22 protein-coding genes and 1 pseudogene are annotated in these 20,274 nt (G+C 67.0%); 13 read left to right on the top strand and 10 right to left on the bottom strand.

The genetic code is table 11. The features are described from left to right. The first annotated feature begins 9 nt into the window (after positions 1–9). The 8 genes from BLS11_RS05020 to BLS11_RS04985 all read left to right on the top strand — a co-directional run bounded on the left by BLS11_RS05020 (position 10) and on the right by BLS11_RS04985 (position 4,861). A complete protein-coding gene (locus BLS11_RS05020; protein WP_092533837.1) occupies positions 10–360 on the top strand; it encodes a 50S ribosomal protein L18e in 351 nt (116 codons plus the stop codon). Next, positions 357–794, top strand: a complete 438-nt coding sequence (locus tag BLS11_RS05015) for a 50S ribosomal protein L13 (protein ID WP_092533834.1) — start codon at positions 357–359, stop codon at positions 792–794. Before BLS11_RS05020 ends, BLS11_RS05015 begins: the two co-directional genes overlap by 4 nt. Beyond that, positions 788–1,186, top strand: a complete 399-nt coding sequence (locus BLS11_RS05010) for a 30S ribosomal protein S9 (RefSeq protein WP_092533831.1) — start codon at positions 788–790, stop codon at positions 1,184–1,186. Before BLS11_RS05015 ends, BLS11_RS05010 begins: the two co-directional genes overlap by 7 nt. Before the next feature lie 12 nt (positions 1,187–1,198). Further along, positions 1,199–1,393, top strand: coding sequence for a DNA-directed RNA polymerase subunit N (locus BLS11_RS05005; RefSeq protein WP_092533828.1), 195 nt, complete (start codon positions 1,199–1,201; stop codon positions 1,391–1,393). After that, positions 1,393–1,569 (top strand): DNA-directed RNA polymerase subunit K, encoded by a 177-nt coding sequence (locus BLS11_RS05000; RefSeq protein WP_092533825.1) that lies wholly within the window; start codon positions 1,393–1,395, stop codon positions 1,567–1,569. The genes BLS11_RS05005 and BLS11_RS05000 overlap by 1 nt, the downstream gene beginning before the upstream one ends. A 1-nt stretch (position 1,570) precedes the next feature. Then, positions 1,571–2,776 (top strand): phosphopyruvate hydratase, encoded by a 1,206-nt coding sequence (gene eno / locus BLS11_RS04995; RefSeq protein ID WP_092533822.1) that lies wholly within the window; start codon positions 1,571–1,573, stop codon positions 2,774–2,776. Continuing rightward, entirely contained in the window at positions 2,773–3,591 is an 819-nt protein-coding gene (gene rpsB, locus BLS11_RS04990) for a 30S ribosomal protein S2 (RefSeq protein ID WP_092533819.1), read from the top strand. Before eno ends, rpsB begins: the two co-directional genes overlap by 4 nt. Before the next feature lie 109 nt (positions 3,592–3,700). Then, entirely contained in the window at positions 3,701–4,861 is a 1,161-nt protein-coding gene (locus tag BLS11_RS04985) for an MBL fold metallo-hydrolase (RefSeq protein ID WP_092533816.1), read from the top strand. A gap of 3 nt (positions 4,862–4,864) precedes the next feature. On the opposite strand, the pseudogene BLS11_RS04980 reads toward BLS11_RS04985, so the two are convergent. Next, positions 4,865–5,703, bottom strand: a pseudogene (locus BLS11_RS04980) (VOC family protein). 171 nt (positions 5,704–5,874) lie between these two features. Between BLS11_RS04980 and BLS11_RS04975 the strand changes: the two are divergent. After that, on the top strand, positions 5,875–6,858 hold the full coding sequence (locus BLS11_RS04975; RefSeq protein WP_092533813.1) for a zinc-dependent metalloprotease: 984 nt from the start codon (positions 5,875–5,877) through the stop codon (positions 6,856–6,858). Positions 6,859–6,893: 35 nt separating this feature from the next. Here the strand turns inward: BLS11_RS04975 and BLS11_RS04970 are convergent, their stop codons facing one another. The 3 genes from BLS11_RS04970 to BLS11_RS04960 form a co-directional block, all read right to left on the bottom strand. Beyond that, positions 6,894–7,133, bottom strand: a complete 240-nt coding sequence (locus BLS11_RS04970) for a hypothetical protein (RefSeq protein WP_092533810.1) — start codon at positions 7,131–7,133, stop codon at positions 6,894–6,896. A 172-nt stretch (positions 7,134–7,305) separates the two neighbouring features. After that, positions 7,306–7,653 carry a hypothetical protein gene (locus tag BLS11_RS04965; protein ID WP_092533807.1) on the bottom strand — a complete coding sequence of 116 codons (348 nt, stop codon included), beginning with the start codon at positions 7,651–7,653 and terminating at the stop codon, positions 7,306–7,308. Positions 7,654–7,742: 89 nt separating this feature from the next. Next, positions 7,743–8,300, bottom strand: coding sequence for a hypothetical protein (locus tag BLS11_RS04960; protein WP_092533804.1), 558 nt, complete (start codon positions 8,298–8,300; stop codon positions 7,743–7,745). Positions 8,301–8,422: 122 nt separating this feature from the next. Here BLS11_RS04960 and BLS11_RS04955 point away from each other — a divergent pair, with 122 nt between their 5' ends. Beyond that, on the top strand, positions 8,423–11,140 hold the full coding sequence (locus BLS11_RS04955) for an AAA domain-containing protein (RefSeq protein ID WP_092533801.1): 2,718 nt from the start codon (positions 8,423–8,425) through the stop codon (positions 11,138–11,140). Positions 11,141–11,240: 100 nt separating this feature from the next. Continuing rightward, complete coding sequence (locus BLS11_RS04950; RefSeq protein WP_092533798.1) at positions 11,241–11,426, top strand: hypothetical protein; 186 nt, start codon at positions 11,241–11,243, stop codon at positions 11,424–11,426. Between the two features lie 2 nt (positions 11,427–11,428). On the opposite strand, the gene BLS11_RS04945 is transcribed toward BLS11_RS04950, so the two are convergent. Next, complete coding sequence (locus tag BLS11_RS04945) at positions 11,429–14,212, bottom strand: ATP-dependent helicase (protein WP_092533795.1); 2,784 nt, start codon at positions 14,210–14,212, stop codon at positions 11,429–11,431. Positions 14,213–14,400: 188 nt separating this feature from the next. On the opposite strand from BLS11_RS04945, the gene BLS11_RS04940 reads away from it, so the two are divergent. Further along, positions 14,401–15,147 carry an MBL fold metallo-hydrolase gene (locus BLS11_RS04940; protein ID WP_092533792.1) on the top strand — a complete coding sequence of 249 codons (747 nt, stop codon included), beginning with the start codon at positions 14,401–14,403 and terminating at the stop codon, positions 15,145–15,147. A gap of 283 nt (positions 15,148–15,430) precedes the next feature. Here BLS11_RS04940 and BLS11_RS04935 read toward each other — a convergent pair whose 3' ends face one another. From BLS11_RS04935 to BLS11_RS04915, 5 genes are all read right to left on the bottom strand, one after another. Next, positions 15,431–15,751, bottom strand: a complete 321-nt coding sequence (locus BLS11_RS04935) for a DdfA family disk-determining factor (RefSeq protein ID WP_175454374.1) — start codon at positions 15,749–15,751, stop codon at positions 15,431–15,433. 86 nt (positions 15,752–15,837) lie between these two features. Then, entirely contained in the window at positions 15,838–16,482 is a 645-nt protein-coding gene (locus tag BLS11_RS04930) for a helix-turn-helix domain-containing protein (RefSeq protein WP_092533789.1), read from the bottom strand. A 234-nt stretch (positions 16,483–16,716) separates the two neighbouring features. Beyond that, positions 16,717–17,496: an isopentenyl phosphate kinase gene (locus tag BLS11_RS04925; RefSeq protein WP_092533785.1), complete on the bottom strand. Its 780-nt coding sequence runs from the start codon at positions 17,494–17,496 to the stop codon at positions 16,717–16,719. After that, positions 17,497–18,513 carry a mevalonate kinase gene (gene mvk, locus BLS11_RS04920; RefSeq protein WP_092533782.1) on the bottom strand — a complete coding sequence of 339 codons (1,017 nt, stop codon included), beginning with the start codon at positions 18,511–18,513 and terminating at the stop codon, positions 17,497–17,499. Positions 18,514–18,627: 114 nt separating this feature from the next. After that, positions 18,628–19,044, bottom strand: coding sequence for a hypothetical protein (locus tag BLS11_RS04915; RefSeq protein ID WP_092533779.1), 417 nt, complete (start codon positions 19,042–19,044; stop codon positions 18,628–18,630). An 82-nt stretch (positions 19,045–19,126) separates the two neighbouring features. Between BLS11_RS04915 and BLS11_RS04910 the strand changes: the two genes are divergently transcribed. After that, a complete protein-coding gene (locus BLS11_RS04910; RefSeq protein WP_092533776.1) occupies positions 19,127–20,215 on the top strand; it encodes a M20/M25/M40 family metallo-hydrolase in 1,089 nt (362 codons plus the stop codon). Positions 20,216–20,274 lie beyond the last annotated feature (59 nt).

Raw genomic sequence — 20,274 nt, 5'->3', positions numbered from 1 at the left:
AGGTAGACAATGAGTAAGACCAACCCGAGACTCAACAGTCTCATCGCCGAGCTGAAGGCGGTCTCTCGTGAGTCCGGCGCCAACGTGTGGCAGGACGTCGCGGACCGTCTGGAAAAGCCCCGGCGCACCCACGCGGAGGTCAACCTTGGGCGCATCGAACGGTACGCCAAGGAAGACGAGACCGTCGTCGTTCCCGGCAAAGTGCTGGGTAGCGGTGTGCTGGAGAAGAACGTCACCGTCGCTGCGGTGGACTTCTCTTCGTCCGCGCGCAAGAAGATCGAACAGGTCGGAGACGCCGTGGCGCTGGAACAGATCGCGGAGAACAACCCGGAAGGGTCCAACGTGCGGGTGATTCGATGAATCTTGCCGAATTCGACGCGGACGTCGTCGTCGACGCCCGCAACTGCATCGTCGGTCGCGTCGCCAGCGAAGTCGCACAACGTGCGCTCGCGGGCGAGAAAGTGGCCGTCGTCAACGCGGAGGACGCCGTCATCACGGGGTCGGAAGACGACGTGATGGGCGTCTACCGCAAGCGCGTCGAAGTCGGGTCGGACCGAGGGCCGTACTACCCGAAGCGTCCGGACCGCATCTTCAAGCGCGCCATCCGCGGGATGCTCCCGTACAAGACGACTCGCGGACGCGAGGCGTTCGAGAACGTGCGCGTCTACGTCGACAACCCGTTCGACGAGGACGGCGACGTCCTCGAGGACACCTCGCTGGACCGCCTCTCGAACATCAAGTTCCTCTCGCTCGGAGAGATTTCCGAGAAGCTGGGTGCTAACGTCACATGGTAACGAACACGTCCGGTAAGAAGAAGACCGCCATCGCCCGCGCCACCGTGCGCGAGGGCGAAGGGCGCGTCCGAATCAACTCCCAACCCGTCGAGCTCGTCGAGCCGGAGATGGCCCGCCTGAAGATGCTGGAACCGTTCCGCATCGCCGGCGAGGACCTCCGCTCGCAGGTCGACATCGACGTCAGCATCTCCGGCGGCGGTTTCGCCGGACAGGCTGACGCCGCTCGCACGGCCATCGCCCGCGGGCTGGTGCAGTATCTCAACGACGCGGAGCTCCGCGACGCCTACATGGAGTTCGACCGGTCGCTCCTCGTCAACGACGTCCGGCAGTCCGAGCCCAAGAAGTGGGGCGGACCCGGCGCTCGCGCTCGCTACCAGAAATCCTACCGTTGAGGTGATCTACCCATGATGATACCTGTCCGGTGTTTCACCTGTGGAAACGTCGTGGGCGAACACTGGGAGGAGTTCAAAGCTCGCGCCCGCGAGGGCGACGAAAACCCGGCCGAGGTCCTCGACGAACTGGGCGTCGAGCGGCACTGCTGCCGCCGGATGCTCGTCTCGCACAAGGACCTCGTCGACGTCGTCGCACCGTACCAATAATGCAACAGCGCTACAATCGGTACGAGAAGGCACGCATCCTCGGCGCGAGAGCGCTGCAGGTGTCGTACGGGGCGCCGGTCCTCATCGAGACGGACCAGAGCGAACCCATCCTCATCGCGGCCGAGGAGTACGACGCCGGCGTCCTTCCGTTCACGGTACAACGAGAGGGTAAGTGAAATGACACTAATCTCCAACGTTTCGCTCCGACGCGTCCTCGACTCCCGCGGCAATCCGACGGTCGAGGCCGACGTGCTCACCGAATCCGGCGGCTTCGGCCGCGCGGCAGCGCCGAGCGGCGCGAGTACGGGCGAGTACGAAGCGATAGAACTGCCGCCCTCGGAGGCCATCGCATCGGCGCGGCGCCACGCGATTCCGCGCCTCGTCGGCGAGGTCCACGCGGGCAACCAACGAGAGGTAGACGCCGCACTCCGCGCCGCCGACGGCACGGACGACTTCTCGGAAATCGGCGCGAACAGCGCCGTCGCCATCTCGATGGCCGCCGCGAAGGCCGGCGCAGACGTGCTCGGTGCGCCCCTGTACCAGCACCTCGGCGGCACGTTCCGCGGCGAGAACTTCCCGATTCCGCTCGGGAACGTCGTCGGCGGCGGCGAACACGCGAAGGAGGCGACCCACATCCAGGAGTTCCTCGCCGCGCCGGTCGGCGCGCCGAGCGTCTCCGAAGCCGTCTTCGCCAACGCGGCCGTCCACGCCCGCGCCTCGGAGATTCTGGACGAACGCGGCACGCCCGCGGCGAAGGGCGACGAAGGCGCGTGGGCCCCGCCCATCTCGGACGCGGAAGCGTTCGAGGTGATGGACCAAGCGGTCTCCGACACCGAAGACGAACTCGGGTTCGAGATTCGCTTCGGCCTCGACATGGCCGCGGCGGAACTGTACGACGAGGAGGAGGACGGCTACGTCTACGGCGACGAGGTCAAATCGACCGACGAGCAGATCGAGTACGTCGCCGACTTGGTCGACGAGTACGAACTCGTCTACGTCGAGGACCCCCTCGACGAGAACGACTACGAAGGGTTCGCGGAACTCACCGACCGCGTCGGTGACCGCACCCTCATCTGCGGCGACGACCTGTTCGTCACGAACGTCGAACGGTTGCAGGACGGCATCGACGCCGACGCCGCAAACTCCATCCTCATCAAGCCGAACCAGATCGGGACGCTCTCGGACGCGTTCGACGCGATCGAACTCGCGAACCGGAACGGCTACGAGACGATCATCTCGCACCGCTCCGGCGAGACCGAGGACACGACCATCGCACACCTCGCCGTCGCAACCGACGCCGCGTTCATCAAGACCGGTACGGTGCAGGGCGAGCGAACCGCCAAACTCAACGAACTCATCCGCATCGCGGACGACGCAGTATGACAGACAACGATAACGACGCGGTCGAAGTCGTCGACGAAGACGCCCCGGAGGCCGAAGAAACGGCCGCCGAGGAGTCCGAAACGACCGAGACCGAAGCCGAGACGACGGAAGAAGTCGCCGAGGCCGCCGAGGACGAGGCCGCCGCCGACGAGGGCGCGGCCGAGGACGAGGCCGCCGAGGCCGAAGAAGAGGAGGCCGAACCGGTCTTCGACGAGGACGTCATGCCGGACGAGGAGGCGGACCTCCTCATCCCGGTCGAGGACTACCTCGGTGCCGGTGTCCACATCGGTACCCAACAGAAGACCAAGGACATGGAGCGGTTCATCCACCGCGTCCGTGACGACGGTCTGTACGTCCTCGACGTGAGTCAGACCGACTCGCGCATCCGGACGGCCGCGAACTTCCTGTCGGGGTACGACCCCGAGCAGATTCTGGTCACCAGTTCGCGCCAGTACGGCCGGTTCCCGGCCAAGAAGTTCGCCGACGCCGTCGGCGCACGCGCCCGCACGGGTCGCTTCATCCCGGGGACGCTGACGAACCCCGACTACGCCGGCTACATCGAACCCGACGTGGTCGTCGTCACCGACCCCATCGGCGACGCGCAGGCGGTCAAGGAGGCCATCACGGTCGGCATCCCCGTCATCGCCATGTGCGACTCGAACAACCAGACGAGCAACGTCGACCTCGTCGTTCCGACGAACAACAAGGGTCGACGAGCGCTGTCGGTCGTCTACTGGCTACTCGCCAACGAGACGCTCGACCGCCGCGGTTCCGAACCGACCTACGCCCTCGAAGACTTCGAGGCCGAGGTCTAACCCCGCCGGCAGTTTCGTTTCTTCCTTTCTCACCCCCGTGAGCGGCCGCGCTACCGGACGGTCGCGGGCGGCAAGAACGATTATGCGCGTCGTTCGCCTACCTCGGGGTATGTGCGCTCTCCTCCACCAGACGACAGTCGCGGAACTGGCCGACTCGATCGATTCGGGGGAGTCGGCCGCCGTCGTCGACACGCGCCAACCCGACAGTTTCGAGGCGTGGCACGTCGGCGGCGCGGTGAACGTTCCCTACAGTCCGGAAGACGGACTCGGCGACGAGTGGGACTGGGACCGGGTGGACGAACGGTTCGGCGAGGGGCCGGTCGTCGCGATATGCGGGAAGGGAATCTCCTCCACGTCGTTCGGACTCGAACTCGGAAAGCGAGGGTACGAGGACGTCAGCGTCGTCAAGGGCGGCATGCAGGAGTGGAGCAAGCTGTACGAGGTGGTCGAGGTGCCCACCGAGAACGACGACCTGTTTCTCGCGCAGGTGCAACGGCGGGCGAAGGGGTGTCTCGGCTACGTCGTCGGGTCGCGGTCGGCGGGCGAGGCGTTCGTCGTGGACGCGGCGCGACAGCACCACGAGTTCGAACTCGTCGCCGCGGACGAGGGGATGGCAGTTTCGCGCGTCTTCGACACGCACGTCCACGCCGACCACATCTCCGGCGGCCCGGAACTGGCCGAGAGACTGGGCGTCTCCTATCACCTCGGCGAACGCGCCGCCGAACGCGATGTCGAGTACGACTACCGGCCCCTCTCCGACGGGGAGACGTTCTCCGTCGGCGACGTCGAGATGGAGGTGCTCGCCGCCCCCGGCCACACGACGGAGATGGTGAACTACCTCGTGGACGGCGAGTACCTCCTCTCGGGGGACACCCTGTTCGTCGAGTCCGTCGGCCGGACGGAACTGCAGTTCGGCGACGAAGATTCGGCGACGGGCGCGGAACTCCTCTACGAGACGCTCCACGAGACGGTTCTCGAACTCCCCGAGGAGACGCGCGTCCTCCCCGGCCACGTCACCGTCGCCGCCGACGGCGAGTACGCAGTCGCCTCGCCGGGCGAACTCGTCTCGGCGACCCTCGGGGAGTTGCGCGACGAACTGGACCTCTTGGACCTCGACGAAGAGGAGTTCGTAGCGCGTCTCACCGACGACACACCGGAGAAACCCGCGAACTACGAGACGGTCATCGCCGTCAACACTGGCCGCGAGACGCCCGAGGACGAGGAGTCGGCGACGGAACTCGAAACCGGGCCGAACAACTGCGCGGCCTGACCCTCACCGCGAGACGACGCCGAGTCGCCCGCGGAACGCGTCGTCGTCGAACCACGCGAACGACCCCTCTCCGTCGGGGCCGAACGCCCCGGCGTCGGTCAACTCGAACCTGTCCGCGGCGGCGTCGAACTCGTCGGTTCCGAGGAGGAAGGCGCAGGGGCCCTCGCCGACGCGGCGGATTCGTTCCGCGAGTCGGTCGGCCGACCCCGATTCGTCCGCCTCCGCGAGTGCGACGGGAGACCCCGGCAGGACGGCGAATTCCTCGAACGGTCCCGCCGCCTCGACGGGCGTCGGGAGGCGGTGGCGGCGGGTCAGGAGGTCCGCCGTCTCCGCGCGGTCCGAGACGGCGAGGACGACGCACTCGACGCCGGTGAGAGGAGAATCGAGGAGTTCGGGGTGCGGGCGGACGCGGTACTCCCGCGGCGTCCGGTCCGCGATGACGAACGGGAGGCGTTCGTCCTCGCCTCGAAGCACATGTCCCACTCGACGAGGGTGCCGTCGGGGCGCGTCCGCGACGTCTGGTGCGGGCCGTCCACCGGAACCCCGGCGTCTATCGCTCGTTTCGCCTCCTCTGCGACGCGCGGAACGTCGAGACACCACCCCGCGGGGCCGGCGTCCGCCGCGAGGCGCGTCGGCCAGAATCCGGCGTCTTCGGGGTCGGTTCCGGGCGTCGGCGCGACCAGTTCGAGGTACGCGCCGTCGGGGAGACCGACGACGGCCATCTGCGTCGTGCCGGTGCCGTGTTCGCCGCCGTACTTCGTCGGAAGGCCGACGTTCGCCGCGGCGTCCCGGAGTGCGTCGAGACTGCGCCCGCCGAACGCGACGTGGTCGATGTCGAGCATCACCCGCCCGAACGCGCGCCCGGCGTATAAACGCCGACGCGCCGCCGCGGACGGTCCACGACCGCACGCGTCCGGGCCTGCGACGCGGAGCGAAGCGGCCCGCCCGTGCGAGACATCCGCTCCCTTGCGGCCGGAACAAGGGTTTTGTCCCCGCATCCCCCACGGATTCACATGAATATCTTCCGTAGCGTCCGCGCGGTCGCGGGCGCGGAAGGCGACGGCGACGGCACCGGGAGCATCGACTGGGCCGCCGTGGCCGACGCAGCGAAGAACGCGACGGACCCGGGTCCCCTCGACCTGACCGCCGAGGAACGCGACGGCTACGCGGCGGACGTACGAGACGCCCGGCGACGCCTCCGAGAGGTCGGCGAAGTGGAGTTCGAGGTGCCGGCGACGATAGAGGTGCAGAACCGCCACCACTGGATAGACGCGAACATCCGCACGTTCGAACGGGTGATGCGGCCCGTCGAGATGCGCGGGCAGGTCCCCCTCCCGGGCCTCACCCGCGTCGTCAACACCGGGACGATGGCGTTCATGCTCTCCTTTCTCGGGAAGAACGTCCTCGGGCAGTACGACCCCTTACTGTTGGCCGAACCGCCGATAGAGGGGGAGGAGGCGGAACACGGCCTCTACTTCGTCCACCCGAACATCGTCCGCGTCGCCGACATGCTCGACGTGGACTACCCCCGGTTCCGCCGGTGGATAGCGTTCCACGAGGTGTCGCACGCCGCCGAGTTCGGCGCGGCACCGTGGCTCTCTGACCACCTCGAACGTCGCATGGAGGACGGTCTGGAGGGCCTCGCCGAGGGGCAGTTCGACCGCGACGCGTTCAAGGACCTCGACACCGCGATGACGGCGGTGGAGGGGTACGCGGAACTGCTGATGGACCGCGCCTTCGACGACGACTACGAGGACCTGCGCGAGAAGTTAGACGAGAAGCGAAAGAGCGGCGGCCCCGTCGGCACCCTCGTGCGCCGACTCCTCGGGTTAGGTCTCAAGCGCCGGCAGTACGAACGCGGCGCGGCGTTCTTCGAGGCGGTCGCAGACGAACGCGGCGTCGCCGCCGCCTCCGCCGTCTGGGACGGCCCGGAGAACCTCCCGACGGACGAGGAACTCGACAACCCGTGGATGTGGATATCGCGCGTCGACCCCTGACCGGCGGCGACGCCGGACGCGACAGAACCGGACGTTCAGCGCGGCGGACGGCGGTTCACGTCGGGTTTGAACTCCCGAAGCCAGCGCATGAGAAACCACAGAAGGGCGAGGCCGGCGACCAGACCGCCGACGAACCCCGCCGCGACGAAGGTGAGGCCGCCGTCCGACTGGAAGGCGACGAGTGCGCCGGAGGCGGCGACGAGGAGGACGAACCCCACCTGCAGGCGTCGGTTGGCCTCGTCGCGTTCCTCGTCGGTCATGCTCGGTCCGACCATCCGTCAGTTCCCGACCTCCTCTGCGCGTTCGGCGGCATCACCGGAACGCTCTGCGTTCCGGTTGGCGGACGAGGCGCGACGCGTCTCGTCCACGTCGTCGTCGGTCCCTTCGGTCATACGAATCTCCACGGAGCGGAGGGATTTGAAAGCCCTGTTCGCCGGTTCCGGCGACTCACCCTCGCGTCTCGCGGTCGGAGTCGCGCCGGGCGACGAAGGCGCCGTAGCCCGCCGCGAGGAGGCCGACGGCGACCCAGACGGCCGCCCACGCGTCATCCACCCGGAGATACCGGACGACGCTGAACGCGGCTATTACTCCGCCGCCGACGAAGAGGTACGCCCACGAACGGACGAACCCCTCTACGAACGCTCCGATGGTAAACAGGACGAGTATCGAGACGGCGAACGCCGTTTCGAGCGCCGTCGGCGGGTTCCCGCGGACGAGAGCGTGGTACGCGTAGATGAAGAGGATGGTCAGCACCCCGATTACATCGCCGCCGTCCGGGCGTTTGAACTCGACCACGCGCACACTACCCCGCATCGGACGATAAAACGCCCTTTGCTGTCGAGTTACGTACCACGCCGGGCCGAAGAAAGAGACGCTCCTCGACTCTACTGGAACCCGCGGCCGACGCCGTCTTCCTCCACCAAGTCGTCTAAGTCCTCCGTCAGCAGTTCGTCGGCGTCGGCGAACTCGTCGGTCAACTCGTCTAAGGAGTCGGGTCGGCCGTCGAACTCGTACTCCATCGGGCCGAACGCCGGACTCTCCAAGGCGTCCATCACGTCCTCGAAGAAGTCGTCCGGCGTCGTCGGCGCCTCGGCGTGGACTTTGACCGTCTCTTCGAGTCGCTTCGCCATCTCGGAGGCGTGTTCTTCGTCCTCCGGGCCGTTTCGGACGGCGAACAGGCCCGACGGTTCCGCCTCGCGGCCGGGGAGAAGCGGTTCGATGTCCTCGTCGATGCGCCGGGCGACGCGCCCCCCGACGCCGCGAACCTCGTAGGGGTTCTTCGTGTACGTCTTCAGTTCGTAGACGCCGACGTCGGGGTGTCCGAGGAAGAGGTCCTCGCCGACTCCGCGGCGGCGGTCACCGGCGACGGCCCGCCACCCCTCCGGGTCGGCGTCCGACTCCACGACGTCTTCGAGGATGTCCTGCCAGTCCCTGACGCGCATGTTCGTCGTTCTCGTGCGAGAGAGAAAGAGCGTGACGGTCCCTCGTCGGCGTCGGCGGCGGTGGAGATGGAGGGGGGTCCCGGACCGACAGCGTTTTTCGCGCCGACCCGCACCGTTCTGTCGTGAACGTCCGCGGCCGCATCGTCGAGGTGGGCGAAGAGCGAGAAGTGGAGACGTCGTACGGGTCGCGCTCTCTCGCCGAGTTGTCGGTGGTCCGAACCGACGACACCGACGGAGACGGAGATGGAGACGCGGCCGGGGACACGGACGGAGACGCGGACCCGATACGGGTGACGCTCTGGGGGAAGTGGACGCAGAGCGCCGAACTCGCCGAACCGGGGATGGACGTGCTGGTGACCGACGTCGAGGAGTCGGAGTACCGCGGCGAGACGACGTACGGCACCTCGAAGGAGTCGTACGTCGTCCTCGAACCGGGCTTTCTCGTTGACGTGACGAACATCCGGTCGTGGGTGCAGTGCCCGCGGATGTACTACCTGAACAAACTGTCGGGCATCCCGCTGAACTACCCGGTGGTGAAGGGGACCATCGTCCACGAGGTGTTCGGCGACTTGCTCCGCGGGCGGGAGTTAGACGAGTCCATCGACGAACGCGTCCGCGAGGCGGGCCTCCAACTCGGTCTGTTGGGCTACGAGGCCGACGAGGTGCGCGACGAGGTGCGGCGCAACGCCGCCGCGATCGAGGGGTGGTTGGCGCAGGGCACCCTCACCGAGGAGGACGGGTGGCGCTCGGAGTACACGCTCATCTCGCCGACGTTCGGCGTGAAGGGCCGCGCCGACGCCCTCCGCCGCGGGATGCCGGTCGAACTGAAGACGGGGAAGAACACGAACCGCGAACCCCGGTTCCAGGACAAGATTCAGGCCGCGGCGTACGCCCTCATGCTCGACGAACGCGGCGTCCCCGCGAACACGGGCACCCTGCTGTACACGAAGAACACCGCCCTCGAACGGAACGAGGAGACGGGCGACCTCTCGCCCGCAAAGGAGTTCTCCATCGGGAAGGGACTGCTCGATTTCGTCGTCCGCACGCGCAACCAAATCGCGGCCATGGAGTTCGACATGTCCGTCCCGACGGGGTTCGAGGCCGACGCGAAGTGCGAGTACTGCTTCGAGAAGGACACCTGCATGGTCGTCTCCGGCCGCCTCGACCAGGAGTCGAAGGCGGGACAGATAGGCAAACCGCTCCCCGAGGCGGAACGGGAGTACTTCGACCGGCTCTACCGCGCGATAGAGGAGGAACGCCGCGAGACCCACGCGGAGTACCGGAAACTGTGGGAACAAACCGCCGAGGAACGCGCCGACGACGACAGGGCGCTCATCGACTTGGAACCGTACCCCGAACCCGACGACCGGCGTGAAATCGAAGGCGGCCGCTGGGAACTCCGCGCGCGGAAACCGGACGACGCGGTGTCGAAACTCCGCGAGGGCGACGTCGCACTCGCAAGCGACGGCGACCCGGTGTCCGGCCACGCGGAACTCGTCCGCATCGAACGACTCGACGACGAGGTGGTCGTCACCGCCGACGAACCAGTGACGCTCCGCCGCCTCGACGTCTACCCCTCGGAACTCTCCGTCGACCGGATGCTCACCGCCGTCCACGACGCCCTGCTAAAGGGCGACCCTGACCGCAAGGACGTGCTGTTCGGCCGACGCGACCCCGAATTCTCGAATCGGAGCGAGGAGACGTACATCGACAACAACGACGCGCAGGACGAGGCGGTGAAACTCGCGGTGGACGCCGACGACTTCGCCCTCGTCCACGGACCGCCGGGGACGGGCAAGACGTACACCATCGCCCAAATCATCCGCGCCCTCGTCGCCGACGGCAACCGCGTCCTCCTGTCCGCGTTCACCAACCGCGCGGTGGACAACGCCTTGGAAGCCCTCCGCGAGCAGGGGTTCCCGACCGACGAAATCGTCCGCGTCGGCACCGAAAACGGCGTCCGCGAGGACATGCTCGACGTGCGTCTCGAACGCTCCGGCGACCCGAACGACCGCGCGGCGGCGTTGCGGGACGCGTCCGTCGTCGCGGCGACGACGGCCACCTGCGGGTCGCGCGTCGTCCGCGAACAGGCGTTCGACGTGGCACTCGTCGACGAGGCGTCGCAACTCACCGAACCCGGGACGCTCGCGGCGGTGAACCTCGCCGAGACGTTCGTCCTCGTCGGCGACCACGAGCAACTCCCGCCGGTCGTCCGCGCCGAGAACGACCTGCAGACCTCCCTGTTCGAGCGTCTCGTCACCGACCACCCCGAGGCGTCGGTGATGCTCGACCGCCAGTACCGCATGTCCCAGCGGATACAGGCGTTCTCCTCGGCGGAGTTCTACGACGGCGAACTGAGACCGGCGACGGGCGAGGTGGCCGCCCAGCGACTCTCTCAGTTGCCCGGAGTCGACGAGAACGCCCTCCCGTCGGAACTGCGAGACCCCGTCTCGTTCGTCGACCCAGACGGCCGACGCGTCGGCAACACGAACCCGACGGAGGCCGGCAGAATCGCCGAGTTGGTCGACGCCTACGAGGCGGCGGGCGTCGCCCCCGACGACATCGGCGTCATCGCGCCGTTCCGCGCGCAGGTGGCCGAGATATCCCGCCGGACGGACGTGACCGTAGACACCGTAGACCGGTTCCAAGGCTCCTCGAAGGAGGTCGTTATCGTCTCGTTCGTCGCAAGCGGGTCGTTGGACGGTCCCATCTTCGAGGACCACCGGCGCATCAACGTCGCCCTCACGCGGGCGAAGAAGGCGCTGACGCTCGTCGGCGACGCCGACGCCCTCGCCTCGGACCCGTTCTACCGCCGGATACTCGATTGGGCCAGACGGTAGTTCGGCCCCGAACGCGGGACCTGCCCGTCACCGCACTCGCTATCGCCCGCTACCGCGCGGCGGCGACGCCTTCTTATCGACCGGCGGAGAATCGCCTGCGATGGAACTCAGAGAGCGCCTCTCGGAGGACGACAGGCTCCGTCGCGGCGTCATCGGCGCCGTCTCTGGCGCAGTCGCCGGACTCACCGCCGTGTCGCTCGAATCGGGAGGGTCCGCGGAGCGGTTCTTGGTCGCCTTGTTCGTCGGCGCAGTCGTCTTCATCGCCCTCTGGCTTCTGACGAGCTAGCCTCAGTCGTCGTCCGTCGAGACGGCGGGATGCTCGGCCGCCTCCTCGTCGTCGATTTCGTCGAGGACGCGCGCGTGGAAGTCCCGGAGCACCGCGTTCTCGTCCTCCGCGAGGACCACGTCGCTCGCCATCAACGTGGCGAGGCCGAACGACCGGGGCGTCGGCGACTCGACGCGCGTGGACGCCACCTCGACGTCGCCCGCCCGCACGTCGCCGAACACCTCCTTCAGGCCCGCCACGTCGAGTTTGTCTTCGAGTATCTCGCGGTACGTCTCCTCCATCACGGCGAACGACTCCAACTCCTGTGCGAAGGAGAGGAGCATCTCCGAGGACACCTGCTGTTGGGCGGCGGACTTCTCGTACCCCTTGTAGCGCTTCAGAATCATCAAAGAGCGCGTCGCGTTGATGCGGAAGTAGCGCTTCAGGAGGTCCGTTCCGTCCAATGCGGCGCGTAAGTCCGACTCCACGTCCTCGGGGTCGATGTCCTCGACGATGGCCTCGATGTCCACCTTCCGGTTCAGCGGCATCGAGACGGTGAAGCCGTTGTCCGCGACGGCGACTTGGACGTTCGTGTTGGCCCGCCGCGAGCAGTGGTACGCCACGAGGCGGGAGAAGCCGTCGTTGAACTTCCGGCCGTAGTTCGAGTGCACGTAGAACTTCCGTCTGTACTCCTCGCGGTCCATCTGCTCTTCGATGGCGATGCGCTCGTCCGTCGAGACGCTCTCGAACCCGGCGTAGCGCACCTGCTCGTCGAACATCCGCGCGATGGCGCGGACGCTGTTCTCGTCGGCGGGGAACTCGCGCAACCACTCGCGGGCCGCCGGCCGTCCGCCCCGTTCGAGGCGGTCCAACAGGGCGCGCTGGAACGCCGTAATCTCCCGGCCGAGGTCGTACGACAGGGGGAGACGCTCCGAGAACCACGACGGAACCGTGGGACTCGCGCTCGTCCGATCGACGTACACCTTCGACCCGCGGCGGTAGCGGTACTCGAAGTGGTCGCCGCCGAGGACGAACACGTCGCCCTTCTCTAAGGTGTCGAGGTAGTTCTCGTCTAAGTTGCCGACCCACTCGCCGGACCCCCGCGTCTTCACGTCGCAGGTGAACGAGTCCGGGATGGTCCCGATGTTCGTCATGTAGATGACCCGCGCGAGTCGCCCGCGCTTGCCGATCAACCGTTCGCCCACGTCGAACTCCTCGTAGTGGTGGTCGCCGTCCGGCGCGTCGTTCGTGTCGCGCCACACTTTCGCGTAGACGTTCTTGTCCTCCAGTCCCTCGTAGTCGGCGGTGAGGTAGCGGAACAACCGCTCGAACGCCTCGTCGCCGAAGTCCCGGTACGGGTACGCCCGGCGGAGCGTCCGCCGCACGTCCGCCTCCCGCATCGGGCCGTTGATGGCCATCCCGTAGACGTGCTGGGCGGCCACGTCGTAGGCGTTCTCGGGGACGAACACCCGGTCTACGAACCCCTCTTCTGCCTTCTTCAGCATCACCGCGCACTCGACGAGTTCGTCCCTGTCGAGGGCGATGACCCGCCCCTCGACGGTCTGGCCGAGTCTGTGACCCGCCCGGCCGACGCGTTGGAGGAGGGAGGCGACGGACTTCGGCGACCCGACCTGCACCACCAAGTCGATGTGCGGCATGTCGATGCCGAGTTCGAGGCTGGTGGAGGTGGTCACCACGTCCAACTCGCCGTCCTTCAACTGTCCCTCTATCTCCTGTCTGCGCTCCTTCGAGAGACTGCCGTGGTGACAGCCGGAGTTGCCCTCGTCGTACTCGTCGTAGTACTCCCGGAGGTTGTGCAGGACGCGTTCGGCCCCCGACCGGGTGTTCGTGAACACGAGCGTGTTCGTGTGGGACTGCACGAGTTCGTGCACTCGGTCGTAGAATCGCGATTGGACCACGTCGTACGGCGTGTCTATCAGGTCGTCCGTGGGACACTCTAATCGCAGGTCGAAGTCGCGCACGAACCGGGTGTCCACCAGTTCGTACTCGCGCGTCTCGCCCGAGTCGTCCCGCCCGACGAGGAACTCCGCCATCGTCGAGAGGGGCTCTACGGTCGCAGAACAGCCGATTCTGGTGGGCGACTCCTCGGCGATGTTCTCCAGTCGCTCGAGCGACACCGACAGGTGCGTCCCCCGTTTGTTCTCCGCGAGGCTGTGTATCTCGTCGACGACGACGTACTCGACGGTGCGGAGTTTCTCCCTGAACTTCGGGGAGTTGAGCAGGATGGCCAGCGTCTCGGGCGTCGTGTTGAGGATGTGCGGCGTCTCCGAGAGCATCTTCTGGCGGGCGGCGTCGTCGGTGTCGCCGTGACGGATGGCGTGGCGGATATCCACCGCGTCGCCGCGTTCGTCCATCAGGTCGGTGATGCCGTCCAACGGTTCCTCCAGGTTGCGGTGGATGTCGTTCGCGAGCGATTTCAGCGGCGAGACGTAGAGACAGTAGACGGAGTTTTCGAGGCCGTCCGCTGACTCGCGGTCCCGACGGAACAGTTCGTTTATGATGGCCGTGAAGGAAGCGAGCGTCTTGCCGGATCCGGTGGGGGCGCAGATGAGCGCGTTCTCCCCCTCGTCTATCAGGGGAATCGCCTCGCGTTGCGGCGGCGTGAAGAATCCGCCGTTGCCGCCGACGTACCGTCCGAACTCCGACACCCACCACTCCCGGACCGACGGTTCCAGTCGGTCCAAGACGGCCTCGTCTTCGAGTTCGACCGTCTCGGGGTCGAACTCGTAGGGGTCGTCGGCGTTCGCCGCGGTTTCGACGAGAAGGTCCCGTCCGCGCCCACTCATTACCCGTTCGGAAGTACCCGAGGGGTAAGTGGGTTGTGCCGTCGGCCCCGGTCGAAACGCGGAAATCGCGCCGGAGACGCAGTCGACGCTCGCGTCTCGGGGTCCGCAAGACGCCCTCCTCGGCGACGGGACGGCGTCCGTCGGCGTAACCCCGAACGCCTAACCGCGCGGTGGGAGTAGACGGCCGTATGCGCGTCACGTTTCTCGGAACCGGGAGCGCGATGCCCCTGCCGGACCGCGCCCAGACGGGCCTCCTTCTGGAATCGGACGGCCGGACGCTGCTGGTGGACTGCGGAAGCGGCGTCCTCGGCCGCCTCAGCGCCACCGACGCGGGCTACGAGGGCGTCGGGACGGTCCTCCTGACCCACCACCACCTCGACCACGTGGCGGACCTGATTCCCCTGCTGAAGGCCAGATGGCTGGCCGGCGAGGAACACCTCGAAGTCGTCGGCCCCGAGGGGACGAAGTCGCTCGTGGACGACCTCTTGGACGTCTACGACTACCTGCAGGACCGCGTGGACCTGCAAGTCCGGGAGGTGACCGCGGGGGCCGGGTCGTTCGAGGTGGCCGGCTTCGAAATCGAGGCGACGGAGACGCGGCACTCGATTCAGTGTCTCGCCTACCGGTTCGAGGGCGAGGAGGGAGATTTCGTCTTCTCCGGCGACTCGGAGGCGTTCGAGGGACTGGCGAACTTCGCCGACGGCGCGGTCGCCCTCGCGCACGACTGCTCGTTCCCCGACGACGTGGACGTCTCGAACCACCCGACGCCGTCGCAGTTGGGCGAGGTACTGGCGGGCCGGGATATCGGGCGAGTGTACCTCACCCACCTCTACCCCCACACCGAGGGACGACACGAGGAGATGCTGGACTCCATCGGGTCGGCGTACGACGGCGACGTGCGGTTCGCCCGCGACGGCCTGCGAGTGGACATCTGAACGGGGTTTGGACCGACACCGGAGAATGCGCTCGTCCCTCCGCTCTCAGCGGGAATTGATACGGTGACTCCGTTATGCAGAGCCGAGTGCGAAACTGAACCGCTCGAAATGCTCCGTCCGGGGTGCGAACGCAGTGAGCCACCTCGGACTGATAGCGAAAACCACGGTCTCACACGTCTTTCCGCTGTTCTCCGGAAGACAGACGTTCTAAGCGCAGTGAGAGTTATCGCGGCCGCATTCCGGGTACTCTACTTCCGCGGCGTTTGCAATCGAGTCGGTACATCTACTCTGCCTCGCTCTTCGCGACGAGTACTTCTCTGTTCTCCGTGACCCAGATGTCACATCCGCTGTACCTGAAGGCGACTTTTCTGTTCGACATCCGTCGGTTGCCGTTCGTCTGTGATGCGAACAGCGTATCGAGAGCGTCAGTTTCGATGACCGAGTAGAGCGGTTCCATCTCCAGCGGGTGGCGTTCTTTCTCTGCACTAACGGCTCGGACGACAGCTTCGGTGACCGATTCAGTTTCCCGAATAGAGTACGTCGCTCCGGCGTTTTTCTCGGCAGTGTGCGACTTCGCCGATGCAGTTTCAGTAGGCTCAGTCATTTGAGAGTAGCTACTGCTCCATAGGCGTCCTATTCGGTTGACTCTCGAGGCAGTATATGCAGCGGGTTTAAAAGGAAGACAGGTAGTTACGCCACGTCGAGCGTTTCTTCGATAAGGTTGTGTACTCCTCGTCGAAGTCGGTCAGAGAACGACTGATGGGTAATCCCGAGTTCCTCCGCCAGTTCACCGAGATTCGTTTCCGGCGGTGTCGTATAGTAGCCGTTCTCGTAGGCGAGCAGTACGGCTTCTCGCTGTTCCGTCGTGAGACCGTACGCTCCTTCGTCGGTTGGCGCTCCGACCGAGTGAATGTGTCCTAACGTAACGTCGATGCCGTGGTCGGCGCAGTACTGTTGGAACTCCGCGATTGGAGCGGTGTCCTCGTCTCGAAATTCGAACGTCCATTCGTCCTCGGTGCCCGTCGCGGAGATTACTGTCAGTTCTGCGTCTATGATCCCGGTGAGTATCCCTTCGACATCCGGATTCCACTCGGCGCGGAACAGACCTTGGTCGCCGAGGTTGTCGATGAGCGTGTACGATTCGAGCGCTCCTCTCTCTTCGAGGGCCTTTCGGACGTGTTCGACAGGCTCTCCGCGTACCCAAAAATAGGGGAGGATAGAATCGTTTACCGGTACGACTTGTTCGATTTCGATGGTGATCTCGGGAAACGATTCGAAGATGTGTCCGAGCGGAAAGGCGCCAGCAGGAACGGTAAACGTGGCTATCGTGGACATAGATACAACTGGTATACGAAAAGTATAACTGCGTCGCCCGAACCGGGAACCGTCTAGCGACCGTCTCTCGCGCGTTTTCGCGCCGTCCTCCTCATCCCGGCAGATGCACTCGTCCCCAACGTGGCCGATAAACGTCTAAAAGTCGTCGTCCTCGGTCCCGGCGTCGTCGGCGCGGCACTCTGCGCCTCGGTGAGGGGAGAGAAGAGTCGAAAATCGAGTTCGTAGTCGGGCGCGCTACCCGCGAATCACGGTGCCGGCGTCCTCGCCCGCGAGGAACGCAGATAAGGAGTCGGGGCCGAACACGTGCGCCGGCGCGCCGAGTTCCAGCAGTGCGTGCACCTTCGCGGCCATCCCGCCGGTCACGTCCGTCGCGTCGGACTCGCCGAGGGCGTCGGCGGCGTCCGAGAACGCCGTTATCTCGGGGATGACCTCCTCGTTCTCGTCGTAGACGCCCGGAACCGTCGAGCAGAGGCCGACTCTATCGGCGGAGAGGCCGCGGGCGAGTCGCGTCACGAGTTCGTCGCCGCTTACGACCGTCGCGCCCTCGCCCGCGTGAGCGAGAACGTCGCCGTGGAGGACCGGAACGAACCCTTCGCCGAGCATCGCCGCCGTCGAATCGAGGGGGAACGAGAGGGCGGCGTCGCCGTCCCGCGCGCCGACGGAGAGGGGGTGGACCGGGAGGGCGGGGACGCCGGCGTCCTGCAGGCGGCCGACGACGGCGTCGTTGAGGCGGCGCATGGCGTCGTGAATCTCGTAGATTCCGCGGGCGTCGCGCGTCCCCGCGGCGGAACTGACGCCGTGTTTCTCCGCGTTGTGGTGGCCGAAACTGCCGCCGCCGTGGACGACGACGAGGCTCTCCACCTCGGCGTCCGCGACGGCCGCGACGGCGGCGTCGAGTGCGTCCTCGTCCAACGTCTCCGGGGACTCTTTCTCCGTGACGACGCTCCCGCCGAGTTTGAGGACGACCGGAGAGGGCGTCGCGTCGGGCGAGTCAGACGGGTCGGACCGCCCCATCTACGCCTCCTCCACGCGGACGCCCGCTCTGTCGAGTTCCGCGCGGAACTCGTCCTCGCACTCTGCGGTGTATCGAAGCGCCGTCTGCGTCTCCCGCGTCTCGTCGAGGGCGACGATGCATCCGCCGCCGCCCGCGCCGGTGAGTTTCGCGCCGTGCGCGCCCGCCTCGCGGGCGGCCCACACCATGTTGTCCAGCGTCCGCGAGGAGACGCCGAGGGCCTCCAAGAGGCCGTGGTCGAAGTTCATCAGGCGGCCGAGTTCCGTCAGCAGGTCGGCCGTCGGGTCCGATTCGGGGTCCGCCTCCGCGAGGATGGCCTCGCCGCGGCGGACGATGTCGCCGATGCTCTCGACGGTGTCGGCGGCGAAGTCGTACTCCTCGCGGAGGGCGCGGACGCCCGCGACGAGTTCGCCAGTGTCGCCCGCCCCGCCGTCGAATCCGACGACGAACGGCAGGTTCGGAGCGTCGATGCGGCGGCAGTCGTCGCCCTCGACGCGGACGGCCCCGCCCATCGTCGAGCAGAACGTATCGGCGCGGGACGCTTCGCCGTCTTGCACCTCGTACTCGGCGCGGTACGCCCTGTCCGCGAGTTCCTCCCTGTCGAGGGGGACGCCCAGTTCCCGCGTCGCGGCGTCGATGCCGGCGACGACGACGGCGGCCGAGGATCCGAGGCCAGCCCCGAGGGGGATGTCGCTCTCGATTATCACGTCGAATCCGGCGTCGGGCGCGTCGGCGGCGTCGCGCGCCTGTTCGACCGCCGCGTCGATGTACCCCGTCGCGGCGTCGAGAAGCGACGCGGGCACGTCCACGTCCGGCCTCCCGTCGGACGTGCCGCCGTACTCGACGGTGAACCCGTCGAGACTCAGGTCGCTGGCTTCGACTCGGATGCGGTCGTCCTCGCGCGCCTCCACGCTGACGGTTGCCCGTCGCTCGACGGCGCAGGGGACCGCGGGTTCTCCGTAGACGACTGCGTGCTCCCCGAACAGGTACACCTTCCCGGGAGCGCTGGAGACGGTCATGTTCGTGGGATTTCTCGGCCGCCGCTTAAGGCTATCCGACCGCGTTCGGTGGGGGTCGGCGCTGAATCGTCAGTACGTCGAAAAAAGCCCGGATGTCGGCGTCGCGCGAGCGGCTTACTCGCCCGCCTCGACGTCCATCTCCGAGAGGTCGTCGAGTTCCTCTAACTCCTCGACGTCCTCGTCGCCGCCGCCCATCATGGTCCGCGCGGCCACCGCGAGGGCCGCAAGCAGGAGCAACCCGAGGAGGGGCGCGGCCTTTCCGCGGCCGCCGGACGAGTCGGACCCGGCGTCGCCGCCGGACTGGGACTCCGAGTCGCCGGACAGCGACTTCACTTCGGGCCCGGAGTCGGCGTCCGACTCCGACTCGGAGTCGGACTTGCTGATTCCGCCGATTTCGAGGCCGGACGACGTCTCGTCGTCGGACTTCTCGCCCTCGTCTTTTCCGCGGCCGCCGATGAGCGGTGCCATGTTACTCGCGCTGAACGAAGTGCCCTCTGGGAGATTAATCTCGAAGAGTGTGATGTCTACCATAGCGATATCACTACGCCGACAAGTGTATTAGAGGTTGTGCCCGATCGGTGCGTTAATCCGCTGTTTCTTCGAACCGTCGCGCATGGACGACGAGCGACGAACCTTCCTCGAGGACCTGTTGACGACGCCGAGTCCCTCCGGGTTCGAGACCCGCGGGCAACGCGTCTGGGTGGACTACGTCGAACAGTTCGCGGACGAGGTGCGGGTAGACGCCTACGGCAACGCCGTCGCGGTCCACGAGGGGGCCGACGATGCCCCGGAGATAGCCGTCACCGGCCACGCCGACGAAATCGGCTACATCGTCCGCGACGTGACCGACGACGGCTTCCTCCGCATCGGCCCCATCGGCGGAGCGGACCGAACCGTCTCGCAGGGCCAACACGTGACGGTCCACACCGCGGGCGACGGCGACGCGGCGGCGGAAAACGAGGGCGTCCCGGGCGTCGTCGGCCAGACGGCGATTCACCTCCGGGACGGGAGCGAGGAGTCCTACGAGGACATCGAAGAACAGTTCGTAGATATCGGCGCGGAGAGCGAAGCGGAGGCGTCGGACCTCGTGGAAGTCGGCGACCCGGTGACCGTCGAGACGCGGGTCCGCGACCTGCACGGGACGCGCGTCGCCGCCCGCGGGATGGACAACCGCGTCGGGACGTGGGCCGCCGCGGCGGGCCTCCGTCACGCCGTCGAGTCCGACGCCGAGGCGACGGTGTACGCCGTCAGCACCGTCCAAGAGGAGGTCGGCGTACAGGGCGCGAAGATGGTCGGCTACGACCTCCACCCGGACGCCGTCGTCGCGGTGGACGTGACGCACGCGACGGACAACCCCGACGTGCCGGGCAAGCGCACCGGCCCCGTCGAACTCGGCGGCGGACCGGTCGTCTGCCGCGGGAGCGCGAACCATCCGTCCGTCGTGGCCCTCGCGCGGAACGCCGCCGAGGAGGCTGGCGTCTCTGTCCAACTGGAGGCGACGGGCGTCCGCACCGGGACGGACGCCGACGCGTTCTACACCTCCCGAGGCGGCATCCCCTCGTTGAACGTCGGTGTCCCGAACCGCTACATGCACACGCCCGTCGAAGTCGTCGATACGGAGGACTTAGACGGCGTGGCGACGCTTCTCGGCGCGATGGCGGACTCCGCCGCCGACGCCGCGCCGTTCACAGTCGAACTCTGAGGCGTCGGCGTCGGACGCGTCGTCCGTCGAAGCGTCGAACGGCACGCGTCGGCCGTTCG

Origin of the sequence: Halopelagius longus (genome assembly GCF_900100875.1) — an archaeon.
Classification (GTDB): domain Archaea; phylum Halobacteriota; class Halobacteria; order Halobacteriales; family Haloferacaceae; genus Halopelagius; species Halopelagius longus.
The sequence above is the reverse complement of the archived record's forward strand: the minus strand, read 5'-3'. Positions and strand labels throughout refer to the sequence as shown.

Excerpts from the sequence above, each read along its gene's own strand:
- BLS11_RS05020 (WP_092533837.1), top strand. The coding sequence starts at position 10 with ATGAGTAAGACCAACCCGAGACTCAACAGTCTCATCGCCGAGCTGAAG.
- BLS11_RS05015 (WP_092533834.1), top strand. The coding sequence starts at position 357 with ATGAATCTTGCCGAATTCGACGCGGACGTCGTCGTCGACGCCCGCAAC.
- BLS11_RS05010 (WP_092533831.1), top strand. The coding sequence starts at position 788 with ATGGTAACGAACACGTCCGGTAAGAAGAAGACCGCCATCGCCCGCGCC.
- BLS11_RS05005 (WP_092533828.1), top strand. The coding sequence starts at position 1,199 with ATGATGATACCTGTCCGGTGTTTCACCTGTGGAAACGTCGTGGGCGAA.
- BLS11_RS05000 (WP_092533825.1), top strand. The coding sequence starts at position 1,393 with ATGCAACAGCGCTACAATCGGTACGAGAAGGCACGCATCCTCGGCGCG.
- eno (WP_092533822.1), top strand. The coding sequence starts at position 1,571 with ATGACACTAATCTCCAACGTTTCGCTCCGACGCGTCCTCGACTCCCGC.
- rpsB (WP_092533819.1), top strand. The coding sequence starts at position 2,773 with ATGACAGACAACGATAACGACGCGGTCGAAGTCGTCGACGAAGACGCC.
- BLS11_RS04985 (WP_092533816.1), top strand. The coding sequence starts at position 3,701 with ATGTGCGCTCTCCTCCACCAGACGACAGTCGCGGAACTGGCCGACTCG.
- BLS11_RS04975 (WP_092533813.1), top strand. The coding sequence starts at position 5,875 with ATGAATATCTTCCGTAGCGTCCGCGCGGTCGCGGGCGCGGAAGGCGAC.
- BLS11_RS04970 (WP_092533810.1), bottom strand. The coding sequence starts at position 7,133 with ATGGTCGGACCGAGCATGACCGACGAGGAACGCGACGAGGCCAACCGA.
- BLS11_RS04960 (WP_092533804.1), bottom strand. The coding sequence starts at position 8,300 with ATGCGCGTCAGGGACTGGCAGGACATCCTCGAAGACGTCGTGGAGTCG.
- BLS11_RS04950 (WP_092533798.1), top strand. The coding sequence starts at position 11,241 with ATGGAACTCAGAGAGCGCCTCTCGGAGGACGACAGGCTCCGTCGCGGC.
- BLS11_RS04945 (WP_092533795.1), bottom strand. The coding sequence starts at position 14,212 with ATGAGTGGGCGCGGACGGGACCTTCTCGTCGAAACCGCGGCGAACGCC.
- BLS11_RS04940 (WP_092533792.1), top strand. The coding sequence starts at position 14,401 with ATGCGCGTCACGTTTCTCGGAACCGGGAGCGCGATGCCCCTGCCGGAC.
- BLS11_RS04935 (WP_175454374.1), bottom strand. The coding sequence starts at position 15,751 with ATGACTGAGCCTACTGAAACTGCATCGGCGAAGTCGCACACTGCCGAG.
- BLS11_RS04930 (WP_092533789.1), bottom strand. The coding sequence starts at position 16,482 with ATGTCCACGATAGCCACGTTTACCGTTCCTGCTGGCGCCTTTCCGCTC.
- BLS11_RS04925 (WP_092533785.1), bottom strand. The coding sequence starts at position 17,496 with ATGGGGCGGTCCGACCCGTCTGACTCGCCCGACGCGACGCCCTCTCCG.
- mvk (WP_092533782.1), bottom strand. The coding sequence starts at position 18,513 with ATGACCGTCTCCAGCGCTCCCGGGAAGGTGTACCTGTTCGGGGAGCAC.
- BLS11_RS04915 (WP_092533779.1), bottom strand. The coding sequence starts at position 19,044 with ATGGTAGACATCACACTCTTCGAGATTAATCTCCCAGAGGGCACTTCG.
- BLS11_RS04910 (WP_092533776.1), top strand. The coding sequence starts at position 19,127 with ATGGACGACGAGCGACGAACCTTCCTCGAGGACCTGTTGACGACGCCG.